This is a genomic window from Streptomyces sp. NPDC056580, assembly GCF_042793175.1.
Taxonomy (GTDB): Bacteria; Actinomycetota; Actinomycetes; order Streptomycetales; family Streptomycetaceae; genus Streptomyces.
This window is the reverse complement of sequence record NZ_JBHTVE010000004.1, coordinates 97,615-110,267: the sequence shown is the minus strand read 5'-3', so window position 1 is coordinate 110,267 and position 12,653 is coordinate 97,615. Positions and strand designations below refer to the sequence as shown.

General features: G+C 69.1%; 10 protein-coding genes. All 10 read right to left on the bottom strand.

Annotated elements, in window-relative coordinates; translation table 11 throughout:
• Window positions 1–25: 25 nt before the first annotated feature.
• The gene (locus ACFQ9Z_RS09375) at window positions 26–577 is read right to left on the bottom strand and encodes a hypothetical protein (protein ID WP_383013355.1); all 552 of its coding nucleotides are present in this window, start codon (window positions 575–577) and stop codon (window positions 26–28) included.
• 100 nt (window positions 578–677) lie between these two features.
• On the bottom strand, window positions 678–1,217 hold the full coding sequence (locus ACFQ9Z_RS09370) for a hypothetical protein (protein WP_383013352.1): 540 nt from the start codon (window positions 1,215–1,217) through the stop codon (window positions 678–680).
• Window positions 1,214–3,523, bottom strand: a complete 2,310-nt coding sequence (locus ACFQ9Z_RS09365; protein ID WP_383013349.1) for a hypothetical protein — start codon at window positions 3,521–3,523, stop codon at window positions 1,214–1,216. The genes ACFQ9Z_RS09370 and ACFQ9Z_RS09365 overlap by 4 nt, the downstream gene beginning before the upstream one ends.
• An 11-nt stretch (window positions 3,524–3,534) precedes the next feature.
• Window positions 3,535–3,996, bottom strand: a complete 462-nt coding sequence (locus tag ACFQ9Z_RS09360; protein WP_383013346.1) for a hypothetical protein — start codon at window positions 3,994–3,996, stop codon at window positions 3,535–3,537.
• 232 nt (window positions 3,997–4,228) lie between these two features.
• On the bottom strand, window positions 4,229–5,488 hold the full coding sequence (locus ACFQ9Z_RS09355; RefSeq protein WP_383014432.1) for an Ig-like domain-containing protein: 1,260 nt from the start codon (window positions 5,486–5,488) through the stop codon (window positions 4,229–4,231).
• Between the two features lie 248 nt (window positions 5,489–5,736).
• Window positions 5,737–7,614: a discoidin domain-containing protein gene (locus ACFQ9Z_RS09350; RefSeq protein WP_383013343.1), complete on the bottom strand. Its 1,878-nt coding sequence runs from the start codon at window positions 7,612–7,614 to the stop codon at window positions 5,737–5,739.
• 280 nt (window positions 7,615–7,894) lie between these two features.
• Entirely contained in the window at window positions 7,895–9,292 is a 1,398-nt protein-coding gene (locus ACFQ9Z_RS09345) for a GH1 family beta-glucosidase (protein WP_383013340.1), read from the bottom strand.
• Window positions 9,289–10,128 carry a carbohydrate ABC transporter permease gene (locus ACFQ9Z_RS09340; RefSeq protein WP_383014429.1) on the bottom strand — a complete coding sequence of 280 codons (840 nt, stop codon included), beginning with the start codon at window positions 10,126–10,128 and terminating at the stop codon, window positions 9,289–9,291. The genes ACFQ9Z_RS09345 and ACFQ9Z_RS09340 overlap by 4 nt, the downstream gene beginning before the upstream one ends.
• 28 nt (window positions 10,129–10,156) lie before the next feature.
• Window positions 10,157–11,143 (bottom strand): carbohydrate ABC transporter permease, encoded by a 987-nt coding sequence (locus ACFQ9Z_RS09335; protein WP_383013337.1) that lies wholly within the window; start codon window positions 11,141–11,143, stop codon window positions 10,157–10,159.
• Between the two features lie 6 nt (window positions 11,144–11,149).
• Window positions 11,150–12,466, bottom strand: coding sequence for an ABC transporter substrate-binding protein (locus ACFQ9Z_RS09330; protein WP_383013334.1), 1,317 nt, complete (start codon window positions 12,464–12,466; stop codon window positions 11,150–11,152).
• Window positions 12,467–12,653 lie beyond the last annotated feature (187 nt).

The following is a 12,653-nucleotide window of genomic DNA, read 5'->3' as shown; positions in this document are numbered from 1 at the left end:
CTTCGCCGCCTTCCGACATCCCCGCTCAGCCGACCCGCGGCGTCCCGGCCGGCAGGCTGTCCGCGCCGGCGCAGTCCCACAGTTTCCGGGCCTCCAGCCGCAGGGTGTCGGCGGCGAGCGAGGCCATCTTCTGGATCACCGCCGGGTCGGAGGTCTTCCGGTACGTGATGTCGACCTCCACCACGGCCTTGTCCTGCCCGGCGGAGCAGTCGGCGAAGAGGGAGGTGGTGTCCCCCTTGTGGAAACCCTCGGCCTCCCCGAGCGTGATCCGGGTGGCGCCCGGCGCACTCGCGTCGCGGGCCACGTCCTCCATGGTGTAGTCCGCCTTGGCGTACAGGCTGTGCTCGATCCTCACGGCCTCGCCGCCGCCGTACACCTTGCAGGTGCCGGGCGCCTTCCGGGCGTACGGATGCTCCGGGTTGAGGACACCGGTGTGCCACTGCGTGAACTGCTTGCCCTTTTCCGGCAGCAGGGCCGCGACATCTGCTCCGGGAAGGGCCTCGTCGCAGACGCGCGCCGGCACCGCGACGTCGGAATCCTCGGACGGCCACAACTGCCACGCCACCACACAGGCCACGGCGAGCACTCCGACGGCCGCCGCAGCCGACCAGGGTCCGAACCGGCTGCCCCATTTTCCGGACCTCCCGGACCTCCCACCCGGCCGCCGTGGTCGCTGTTCAAGAGGCCCGCTTGCACACTTGCTGCTTCTTCAGCGATGCCGTGTATCCCTGGATCAGCTCCTTCATCGCCGACTCATTCGGGCGAGCGGGCTTCAGCACCTTGACGAAGGTGCTGACGTCCTCCTCCTCGACATCGGCGCCACGGCACTGGATCACGGACACGGCCGCATGATCGACATAGGCGATCGAGTTGCCGTTCGCGGACTTCTGTTCCTGGACCAGAAGGCGGCTGCGCAGGATGTGCCGCGCCGACTCACCGGCGTTGATACGTTCTCCGCTCACTTGCAGCACCGTGTCCTCGTCGACCTTGACACCGCACAGGGCGGAGCCGTCGTCGAGGCTTCCACGACGCTCCACAGTGAGCCGCTCACCTGATTGAGGCAGGAGCTGTGCCAGCGCACCGGCCGGTACGGATACCCCGCAGAGGGCCTTCGGAACGGTGAAGTCCTGCCCGTGCGTCTCCGAAGAACAGCCGACCACCGTCACCGCAGCGACGAGGAGCAGGATGCCGAATCTGACATGCGACGAGGATCTCAATGCTTGCTACTCTCCGATTTCCACTGCGCGCCGTCGGAGTGGCTGAGAGCCGCCGATGTGCGCGCGGCTCTTCTGAGATCGTCGGCGGTGTCGGGGTCGATGGTGTTGTTGTTCAGCAGAGCATGATCGACGGCGGACCGGGCGGAGTCCAGAGCTGCCGCACGACCGCTGCTGTAGTCCGAGCCGGCCTGCGCCTCAGCCTCGGTCGAAGTGTCCTGCTCGATGCTCTTCATGATGGATTCCTGGATGTCCTCCGAGGCCCATTCGAGAGGGGCACCGGCGATGGGGACGCGCTCACCGACCTTCTCCAGACCCATGCCCAGGATGCGGTTCACCCACTTCTGCTTCTCGGCCGCAGCCTCGTTGAATTCCGTGTCGGAAGCAGTGTGGTACTGGTAGATCGCATGAGCCCGGGCGTCGCTCATAATGCCGGCGATCGCCGAACCGGGGGCGACGGCCGCACCCACACGCCCGTCCAGCGATGCCGTCGAGTGGGTGGGGTCGTTGATGACGTGGTCCACGACGTCGGTCGTGTACGTCTGCTGTGCGGTGGTGATGGCGGCATAGGCGTCGGGGTCCTGCCCCACCTCACCCAGGAAGCGGGTGACGTTGTTCGCGTCGAGGTCGGCTGCGGCGCCGAACGACGGGAAGAGATCGCTGCTGGGGTCCTCGTCGTACATGGCTCGCTGGAAGTCGCCCATGTACTCGGCGGTGATGTCGCCGAGGCTTCCACGCAGCCCGTACAGCGGACCTGTCTCCTCTCCGTCCAGATCCCCGTTCTCGTTGTGCCGGATGAGTTCCGGGTCGCCTCCGAACTTGTTGACGATGTCGCTCACGAGATGCGCTTGCGCGTCGGTGTGCTGAACTGCAGCGGCGGAGGCGTCGCCGTCGTACGGTCGGCCGGTGGTCGCCGCCTCCAGTGCGTGGCCGAGTGCCTCAGGGCCGAAGGTCAGGGCCGCCTTGGTCTTGTCCTCGTCGGCCAGGACGTTCGCCGCGTTCGTATCGACCGTCCACTCGAAGTCCTTGTCGGTGAAGAGGTCGAGGTACGAGGTGAAGCCGGGGTCACCGCCCTTCTTCGCCGTCCCGTCTTCGTTGTACGCAGTCGGCGTTCCGGTGAAGAACTTCTCCGCGGCTTCGGGACTGTGGCCGAGCGCCTCCAGGACGCTGTTCAAAGGGTCGTTGCCCGAACCGAGCTTGCCGGAAGGGTTGAAACCGTATGTGTCCGGGCTGCCCGCAGGCTTATTGGACAGGAAGAAGTACGGGTCCTTCTTGTGGAGCTGGGTGATGTGCTCCGCGATGGGGTTGATGAACCGGGGGTCGTAGTCGCCGTAGCGGAGGAGGCCGCCGAGCACCTGGTAGCCGTACGGCTTGTTCCACTGGCCCGGTTGCCAGCCGATCCGCTGGGTGCCAAGGCGCCGGAACTGTGCGCCCCAGTCGTCGGGCAGGTGGTACTTGTGGTCGGGGTCCGTGGCGTTGGCGAGCGTGTAGCCCATGACCTTCTGCAGGTCCCGTACCGCGTCGAGCCGGGTCTTGGTCGCGTCGCCGTCGGTGCCGTCGATCGACATCGCGGCGTAGAACTGGAGGGTCTTCTCCGGCCCGCCGAGTCCCTGGTAGAACTCGGTGGCGAACTCCCCGGCCTCCTCGGCCGAGTTGAAGCGCAGGAGCTCGTTGAGTTCGCGTAGCTCCGCGTCGGACATCTTGTCGCCCTTGCGGGCCAGTTCGACGGCGCGCTCGGCCTCGGCGTCGTTGAGGGACTCGTACTTGGCGTGGCCCGCGTCGAACGGGTCGCCGCCATGGCTCTTGGCCAGTGCGCGGGCGACCGAGGCGTCGATCTCGGCGGCGTGGGCGAGGATCCGGTTGATCCGGTCCTCCAGCTCCTGCCGCTTGTCCAGCTCGTCCTGGGTGCGCTCGTCGGTGTCGCCGCGCACGTGCGGGAAGAAGCAGCGGACCCTTCCGCCGCCGATGTCCTCGACCCGGATGCCGAGGGCCGGTGCGTCGTCGTGGACGGCGGTCTTCATCTGCTGCTGCAGGGAGTCGAGTTCGGTGTGTCCGTCGTCGAGGACCTGGTAGATGCTGTTGGCCTCGGTGTGGAGGTCGGATATCTCCTTGGCCGTCTTGGCCACGAACTCCCTCGTCACCGCGGCGTTGACGCCGGCCCACCGCGCGGAGTCCGACTTGCCCTGCATCCCGGTGCGAGCGTTCTCCGCCGACTTCTTCAGGCCGTCGACGGCCTTCTTCCAGTCCGAGACGGCGTTCGCGAGCTTGCCGAGGTCGGCCTCGACGAGGTCCGTGAAGGTGAGAGCCATCGGCGGTCCCCCTACTTGAAGTACTCGTTGAGCTGGGACACGGACGTGGCGGAGCCGTCGCTGCCGCGGAGCACGGTACCGATCTTGGCGTCGTCCTCCGCGTGCCGCTTCCGGGTGTAGTCCAGGTGGTCGGAGATGTGCGCGCAGGCCTGCAGGACGGCCTTGACCTGGGACGTCCACATCTCGACGGTCGTCTCCAGGGCGCTGCCGGTCTGGAAGCCGTGCGACTTCAGGTCGGCGGCGGCCTGCGCCGTCGAGCCGTTGCCGGTGCCGGCGATGTCGGCCTGGCTCTTCACGTCGTCGTAGAGGATGCTCGCCTCGTGGCCCACGGCGCCGAGATCGTCCTGGTACACCACAAGGTCCCCGGAACCCGCGCCGCCACCGCCGTCCGGCGGCACGTGGTTGAGCCGCATGTGGGTCTGCCCCCGCCCGGCCGCCTGGGCCTTGAGATGCTCCCACTCGTCCCATGCCATGACAGGATCCCCTTCCCCCTTGCGGACGATCCGGTGCCCGGTCAAATTAGCAATCCCGGCCGGGGCAGGGCCGCGTCAGGTCCGTTGTGCGCCACATGTCGGCTGTGAAGATTTCCGGCAGACGCGGCCGTACCCGGGGGCCGGGAGAACGACGCAGGCGACGGCCGACACGAGGTCGGCCGCCGCCTGGCGGTGGGGGTTGACGATCAGGGGCGGGTCACACGGCCTGGCGTCAGCTGGCCGCGCCGCCCGCGACCCACTCGCTCCAGGGCATGTTCCAGTCGCTGAGGCCGTTGTCCGGGGCCAGCGTCGTCTTGTCCTGGGAGTTCTTGACGATCACGACGTCACCGGTCATCGAGTTGTCGAAGAACCACGCGGCGGGCTGCTTGCCGTCGCCGCCGCCCTTGACGTCCTTGAGGCCCACGCAGCCGTGGCTGGTGTTGACCTTGCCGAAGACCGAGTCGGCACCCCAGTAGTTGCCGTGGATGAAGGTGCCCGAGTCGGTCAGGCGCATGGCGTGGGGCACGGCCGCGATGTTGTACGAGGGCTTGCCGTCCTTCTCCGTGAGGTTGACGCTCGCGGCGTTCATCCGGATGTGCCGGAACTTCTCGGAGATGACCATCTGGCCGTTGTACGTCGGGTGCTCGGCGCTGCCGGACGAGATCGGGATGTTCTTGATCGTCTTGCCGTCCCGTACGACGGTCATCTGCTTCGTCCTGGCGTCGACCGTGCTGACCTGGCTCCGGCCGATCTTGAAGGTGACCGTCCTCAGGACGCCCTGGAGGTTCTGCCTGACCGTGACGGTGGAGCCGGGCTTCCAGTAGGTCTCGGGGCGGAAGTCCAGACGGCCGTCGTTCATCCAGTGGCCGACGACGCGCTGGCCGCTGCTGGAGCTGACCTGGATCTTGGACTCCACGGCGGCCTTGTCGGCGATCGCCTTGTCGAAGGTGACCGTCACCGGCATGCCCACGCCGACGGTCGAGCCGTTCTGGGGGCCGACGTGCCCGAGGAAGTCGTTGGCCGGGGAGACCGTGGTGATCGTCGCGTTGCCGGTGGCCGCGCGGCCCTGGGCATCGTCGGCCTCGGCGGCGATCTGGTACACCGTGGCCCGCTGCAGGCCGCCGTCCGGCTTCCAGGACGTGCCGTCCGCGGACAGGGTGCCCGGCATCTCGGCGCCGGTCGCGACGGCGGTCATGGTCACCCTGGTGAGCTTGCCGTTGCTGACGGTGACCTTGACGGGGTCCTTGGTCCCCACGTTGTGGGCGCCCTGACCGGGCGTGATCGTTATTCGGGCGTCGGAGGCGTCCTGGGCGGTCGGCTGCCCGGTCGCCTGCGGGGTCGGCTGCCCGGTCGCCTGCGCGGTCGGCCGGCCCGCCTGGGACTGGGTCTGCGTGGTGTCCCCGGCGCCGTTGCCGCCGGTCGCGGCGCTGCTGGTGCCGCCGAGGGCGGTGACTGCGAGTACGCCGCCGAGTACGCCGGCCGCAGCCACCAGCTTGGTCCGTCGTTTACGCGCCGTAATCAAACGCTTCTCCCATGCCCTTGGTCTTCGAATCTCTGGGGGCTGGCCACATGAGGTGCCCAACCTCCCTTTGAACCACTTATACGCACTCATCCATCCAAAATGGGCATACTGTGGCGAAGGCCACCCGCCGTCGAGCGCGCCGCCCGGCCCTGTCCGAGGGCCGGGCGGCGAGCGGCGAGACCCTCGAAAGCGGGCCGCCTCCGCCTCCGCCGCGGGGACTAGCCCTTCTGTTCCACCCGCACCCAGTCCACCTCGGCCTGCACTCCCCCGCCCGCGATCCGGTCCACGCTGGACTGCGGCAGGCCCCAGTAGGGGCTGGTCACCTTGTTCCAGCCGGCCGGGTAGGCGCCGCCCAGAGCGAGGTTGAGGATGACGTACTGGTTGTGGTCGTAGACCCACTGGCCGCGGGTCGACTCCAGCTTGTTGCGCGTCGTCTGCTGGACCAGGCGGTCGTCGACGTAGAAACGCATCGCCGTCGGGGTCCATTCCACGGCGTAGGTGTGCCACTGGTCCGCGGTGCCGCCGCCCGGGTAGGTCTGGCGGGCGCCGATGTTGCCGTCCGCCGAGTAGCCGGGGCCGTGCAGGGCCGAGCTGGTCCAGTCGCCGTAGCCGATGTTCTCCATGATGTCGGTCTCGCCCGAGGCCGGCCAGGAGACGGACGGGTCGTCGACGTTGCTGCCGAGCAGCCAGAATGCGGGCCAGAAGCCGTCGCCGACCGGCAGCTTCATACGGGCGCTGACCTTGCCGTACGTGAAGTCGAAGTGCGTGTTGGTGTCGATGCGGCCCGAGGTGAAGTCGTAGGTGCCGCCGCCCGCCTTCGTGCAGCCCTTGCAGTACCTGGCCTTCAGGAGCAGGCTGCCGTCGCGGGTCTGGATGTTGTCCGGGGAGTCGACGTAGGCCTGGGACTCGCCGTTCACCGGGCCCATCTCCGTGCCGGTGCGCACGACCCGCCACTTGGAGCGGTCGAGGGCGGCGCCGGTGAAGTCGTCGAAGAAGGTGGTGCGGTAGCCGCCCTGCTGGTCGGCCGGGAGCGCCGGGTAGGCGGCGGAGGCGGAGCCGCCGGTGCCCCAGACCTGGAACTCGTAGAGGGAGTAGCCGAACTGGGCCGTCGCGGGGGCCGGGTTGTAGAACGAGCGGCGTTCCTTGCCGAGCATGCGGACGTAGCGGCCGGTGACCGGGGAGGGGAGTCTCACCGTGTCGTGCAGGCCCGTCGCGTCGGCGGGGGACTTCACGTTCGCCCTGCGTGCGGCGATGTCCGCGGCCGACGGCTCGTAGACCGTGCGCCAGGTGCGGTTGTCGTCCGAGACCTGGAGCAGGTAGTCGACCGCGTACGCGGCCTCCCAGTAGAGGTCCACGGTGTCGATCGTCGACGGCGCGCCGAGGTCCACCGACACCCAGCGGTCCGCGTTCCAGTCGCTCGACCAGCGGGTGCTGTCGGCCTTCAGGTCGGCCGGCCAGCCGCCGTCCGTGACGAACGCCGGCGAGTTGCCCGCGTGCTGGTAGTAGTCGGAGTACGCCGGGTGGTTCAGGGCGAGGTTGGTGCGGGTCGCCGAGGCGGGGGCGGGTTCGCCGCCGTAGACCCGGAAGTTCCAGAGGGAGTAGCCGTAGGGCGTGGCGCGCTCCAGGCCGCGCAGGCGGACGTAGCGGCCGGTGACCTCCTGCGGGTAGGTGTGGGCGGTGACGGAGCCGCCCGTGCCGTCGGTCTCCGTGTAGAAGGGGATCCAGTCGGTGCCGTTCCTGGAGACCTCCAGGACGTAGCGCTTGCCGTAGGCGGCCTCCCAGTCCAGGACGACCCGGTCGACGCGGACGGTGGTGCCGAGGTCCACGCGGATCCAGGCGTCGTCGGCGAAGTCGCTGGACCAGCGGGTGGCGCCGTCGCCGTCGAAGGCGCGGCCGGGGGCGGTGCCGGCGTTCTCGCTGCCGGAGGCGGTGACGGCGGCCGGGTTCACGGCGTACGCGGCGGCCGCGCGGTCGGTGTCCCAGGCGGCGGCCGCCGGGGCGGCGTGCGCGGGGGCGGCCAGGAGCGGGCCGGAGGTCAGCAGGGCCGCGGTGGACAGGGCAGCGGCGACCAGGGTGCGCGGGATACGGGATGGCATGCGGCTCTCCTCAGTGGGGTGGGGATCCGGCGGTGCGGTTTATGGCGCGTGCATGACAGTCCTGGGCTTCTGGTTCACGGGGAAGCGGGTGGCGCGAACCGGTGGGGGCGGGCTCCCGCACCCGCGCCCACCGGTCGTCCGGGCCGGACTCAGACGGCCCGGCGTACGAGGGCGCCGCAGGCGGCCCCGTACAGGGGCCGCACACGGCCTTGCGTGCCGGGCGGCCTGGCGGCGGCCCGGCCTGCCGGGGCTCTCAGGCGGCCCGGCGTACCGAGCGGTCTCAGGCGGCCCGGCGGGTCTGGCCGCGGTGGACGCGGACGATGTCCGCGTACCGGTGCCCGCTGCCCTTGATCGTGCGCACCTGGGTGCGGTAGTCGACGTGGACCAGGCCGAAGCGCTTGTCGTAGCCGTACGCCCACTCGAAGTTGTCCAGCAGCGACCAGGCGAAGTAGCCGGCCAGCGGGGCGCCCTTGCGGGCGGCGGAGGCGCAGGCGGCGAGGTGCCGCTCCAGGTACTCCTGGCGCTCTGGGTCGTCCACGGTGCCGTCGGGACGGACCACGTCCGGGTAGGCCGAGCCGTTCTCGGTGACGTAGATCCGCCGGGCGCCGTACTCCTCGGTGAGGCGCAGCAGCAGGGTCTCGATGCCGCCGGCGTCGATCTCCCAGTCCATGCCGGTGCGCGGGACGCCGTCGCGGCGGACCGAACGGATCTGCGGCGCCGGGCCGTCGGGGTCGTCGGCGACGTAGGCCGGGAAGTAGTAGTTCAGGCCCAGCCAGTCCAGCGGGGCCGCGATGGTCTCCATGTCGCCGGGCTGCTCGGGGAGTTCGACGCCGTACGTCTCGACCATGTCGGCGGGGAAGCCGCGGCCGTGCACCGGGTCGAGCCACCAGCGGTTGACGTGGCCGTCGTGGCGGCGGGCGGCCGCCAGGTCCTCGGGTCGGTCGGTGGCGGGGAAGACGGTGGAGAGGTTGTTGACGATGCCGACCTGCGCGCCGGGGACGGCGGCGCGGATCGCGTGGGTGGCCAGGCCGTGGCCGAGGAGCAGGTGGTAGGAGGCGCGGACGGCGGCGGTCAGGTCGGTCCAGCCGGGGGCCATGGTGCCCTCCAGGTGTCCGATCCAGGCGGAGCAGGAGGGCTCGTTGAGGGTGGCCCAGAGCTTGACGCGGTCGCCGAGGCGTTCGGCGACGGCCGAGGCGTACTCGGCGAACGCCAGGGCGGTGTCCCGCTCCGGCCAGCCGCCGCGGTCCTGGAGCGCCTGGGGCAGGTCCCAATGGTAGAGGGTGACGGCCGGGGTGATGCCCGCTTCCAGCAGGGCGTCCACCAACTCGTCGTAGAAGGCGAGGCCCTTGGGGTTGACGGCGCCGGTGCCGCCGGGGATCACCCGTGGCCAGGCGACGGACAGACGGTAGGCGTTGGTGCCGAGCCGGCGCATCAGGCCGATGTCCTCGCGCCAGCGGTGGTAGTGGTCGCAGGCGACGTCGCCGTTGTCGTCGTTCGCGATCTTCCCGGGGGTGTGCGAGAAGGTGTCCCAGATCGAGGGTGACCGGCCGTCCTCGGCGACGGCCCCCTCGATCTGGTAGGCCGCTGTGGCCGTGCCCCAGAGGAAGTCGTGCGGGAGTGCGGCGAGGTCGATGCGTTCGGACACGGGAGTCCCTTCGTGATGCGGGAGGGTGGTCATTTGACGGCGCCCGCCGTCAGACCGGCGACGAGATAGCGCTGCAGGAGGAGGAATCCGGCCACCACGGGCACGCTGACGACCAGCGAGGCGGCCATGATCTGGTTCCAGTAGACGTCGTTGAGGGTGGAGTAGCCCTGGAGGCCGACGGCGAGGGTGCGGGTGGTGTCGTTGGTCATCACGGACGCGAAGAGCACCTCTCCCCACGCGGTCATGAACGCGTAGACGGCGACCGCGACGATGCCGGGGATCGCCGCCGGCACCACGATCCTGAGCAGCGCCTTCAGCGGGCCGCAGCCGTCGACCAGCGCGGCCTCGTCCAGGTCGCGCGGGACCGAGTCGAAGTACCCGATCAGCATCCAGATGGAGAACGGCAGGGAGAAGGTGAGGTACGTCAGGATCAGGCCGCCCCGGGAGCCGAACAGGGCGATGCCGGTGGCGTTGCCGATGTTGACGTAGATCAGGAACAGCGGGAGCAGGAAGAGGATGCCGGGGAACATCTGGGTGGACAGGACGGTGACCGTGAAGACGCGTTTGCCGCGGAAGTCGTAGCGGCTGACCGCGTAGGCCGCGAAGACCGCGATGACCACCGAGCAGACGGTCGCCGCGCCCGCCACGATCAGGGAGTTCACGAAGTACTTCGCGAGCGGGACGGTGGACCAGATGTCGATGTACGGGCGGACGGTCAGCTCGCTGGGCAGCCAGCGGAACTCGCCGGTGACGTCGGCGAGCGGCTTGAGCGAGCTGGAGACCATCACGTACACCGGCAGCAGGACGAAGCCGGTGAGCAGGGTGAGGAAGACGCGCCGCGTCCACAGGAAGGAACGGGGCGGTGACATCGGGGAGCCGGGCGTCGCTGTGCGGGGGCTAGACATCGGCGGCCCTCCGTCCGCGTGAGGTGAACAGCAGGTAGGCGCCGGTCACGACCAGCAGGAAGAGCAGCAGCAGGACGGACATGGCGGATCCGGTGCCGAAGTTCCAGGTGACGAACGAGGCCTGGTAGATGTGCACGGAGATCAGGTCGGCGGCCTCCGGGGCGGCCTTGCCGAACAGCACGTACGGCGTGTTGAAGTCGTTGAACGTCCACAGGAACAGCACCAGGACCAGCACCTGGTTGACCGGCCGCAGCGACGGCAGGGTGATGCGGCGGATCTGCTGCCACATCCCGGCCCCGTCCAGGGCGGCCGCCTCGTACAGCTCCGCGGGGATGTTCTGCAGGCCGGCCATCACGATGAGGAAGGCGAACGGCCAGCCCTTCCACACCGAGACGGTCAGCAGGGCGTAGAAGCTGTTGTCGCCGATGAGCCAGAACGACGGCTTGTCGGTGAGGTGGAGCTGGTCGTGCAGCACGTGGTTCACCAGGCCGTTGTCGTGCTGGAACATGAACACCCAAGTGATGACGGCCGCGTAGACGGGCAGCGCGTACGGCACCAGGAACAGGGCGCGCAGCAGCCCGCGGCCGCGGAAGGTGTCCTGCATGAACACGGCGGCGGCGGTGCCGATCAGCCAGCACAGCCCGACCGAGAGCAGGGTGAAGCCGACGGTGACGAAGAACGAGTGCAGCAGCGCCTCGCCGACGGGCGCGTCGAAGTCGACCGACACCTTGTAGTTGCCGAGGCCGGACCACGGGGCGCCGCCCCAGTCGCGGATGTAGAACTGGGTGAGCTCCTTGAAGCTCATCACGATGCCGATGACCATCGGCACCAGGTGCACGAGGAGTTCGAGCAGCAGGGCGGGCAGGAGCAGCAGGTACGGCAGTCCGATGCGGCGGATCCGCCCGGTGCGGCGGCGGGGTTCGCGCGCCGCACCGGGGGACGTCTGACGCACCGGCTCCTTCAGAGCGGTGGAGGTCATGTCGGGTCACGCCGCCGGCATCTGCTGCTGGGCCTTCTCCAGCTTCGCCTTGACGGAGTCGGTGGTCACCGCGCGACCCGCGGCGGCGTCGGCGAACAGGTCCTTGACGGCCGTGCCGACCGCGGTCTCGAACTGCGACTCCGAGGCGACCTGCGGCAGCGCGGCCGCACTGGTGGCGAGGGTGCTCTTGAGCACCGCGTTGGAGGGCGAGTTGAAGGCCGCGTCCGCCTGGGCTCCCTTGACCGGCGGGATGGAGGTGTAGGCCGTGTTGAGGATCTTCTGCTCGGCGTCGCTGGTCATGAACTTCACGAACTTCGTGGCGCCGTCGAGGTTGTGGCTGTTCTTGAACACGGCGATGTTGATGCCTGCGACCATGGAGTTGGTCTGCGCGCCGGCGCCGGGGGCGCCGGACTGCACGGGGACCGGGGCGATGCCGTAGGCGTCCTCGCTCATGCCCTGCGACTTGAGGTTGGAGGCCGCGGACTGCCACAGCAGCATGGCCTGCTTGCCCTTGGCGAAGTCGCTGACCGACTGGTTCTGCGCGTACTCGGCGTCGCCGGTCGGGATGACCTTGTCCTTGGCCATCAGGTCGACGTACTGCTTGACCGCCTCGACCACCTTGGGGTTGGTGAAGTCGGGCTTGCCGTCGGCGGTGAAGAAGTCGGCGCCGTGCTGCTTGGCGAACACGAAGACGTGGTGGATGTTCTCCGAGACGTTGGCGCCCTCGGCGCCGAGCGGCGACTTGCCCTTCGCCTTGATCTTCTTGCCGTCGGCGACCAGCTCGTCCCAGGTGGCCGGGGGCTTGGAGATGCCGGCGTCGGCGAAGATCTGCTTGTTGTAGTAGAGGGCGTACGCCATCGAGTACAGGGGCACCGCGGCCGGGTCCTTGCCCTGCACGCCGGTCGAGCCGAGCGCGGAGTCGACGAACCGGTCCTTGCCGCCGATCTTGCCGAAGTTCTTCGCGTCCCACGGCAGCAGCGCGCCGGTCGCCTGCAGGGAGGCGCTCCAGGTGTTGCCGATGTTCAGCACGTCCGGGCCCTGGCCGGAGGTGGTGGCGGTGAGGATCCGGTTGAGCAGGTCGGACCAGGGCACGACCTCCAGCTTCACCTTGATGCCGGTCTGCTGCTGGAACTTGTCGAGTTCGGGCTGCAGGACCTTCTTGTCGATCGCGATGCTGGCGCCCTGGTTGGAGGCCCAGTAGGTGAGCGTCTTCGGCGAGTCGTTGGACCCGCCGCCGCTCGACGAACCGCCTCCGCAGGCCGTAGCCGCGAGGGCGAGAGACATGGTGACGGCGCCTACGGCCGCGGCTCGGATGCTGCGCATGGCTCCTGGTGTCCCTTTCCGGGAGTCGATACCCCTCGGGGCTGATCACGGACAACCGACACCCCGTTCGGCTTCCGAAGCCCCTCATGGCTTAATTTAGGATGTGAGTTAAACCTCAAGAGAAACGCTCGTCAAGGGATCCGGCAGCGGTATCCGGTCCGGCGGGCCCAATTCGCGCGCGGACCAG

Bases quoted from the DNA above. Each gene is read 5' to 3' on its own strand.
- ACFQ9Z_RS09365 (WP_383013349.1), bottom strand. From the start codon at position 3,523: ATGGCTCTCACCTTCACGGACCTCGTCGAGGCCGACCTCGGCAAGCTC.
- ACFQ9Z_RS09360 (WP_383013346.1), bottom strand. From the start codon at position 3,996: ATGGCATGGGACGAGTGGGAGCATCTCAAGGCCCAGGCGGCCGGGCGG.
- ACFQ9Z_RS09350 (WP_383013343.1), bottom strand. From the start codon at position 7,614: ATGCCATCCCGTATCCCGCGCACCCTGGTCGCCGCTGCCCTGTCCACC.
- ACFQ9Z_RS09345 (WP_383013340.1), bottom strand. From the start codon at position 9,292: ATGACCACCCTCCCGCATCACGAAGGGACTCCCGTGTCCGAACGCATC.
- ACFQ9Z_RS09340 (WP_383014429.1), bottom strand. From the start codon at position 10,128: ATGTCACCGCCCCGTTCCTTCCTGTGGACGCGGCGCGTCTTCCTCACC.
- ACFQ9Z_RS09335 (WP_383013337.1), bottom strand. From the start codon at position 11,143: ATGACCTCCACCGCTCTGAAGGAGCCGGTGCGTCAGACGTCCCCCGGT.
- ACFQ9Z_RS09330 (WP_383013334.1), bottom strand. From the start codon at position 12,466: ATGCGCAGCATCCGAGCCGCGGCCGTAGGCGCCGTCACCATGTCTCTC.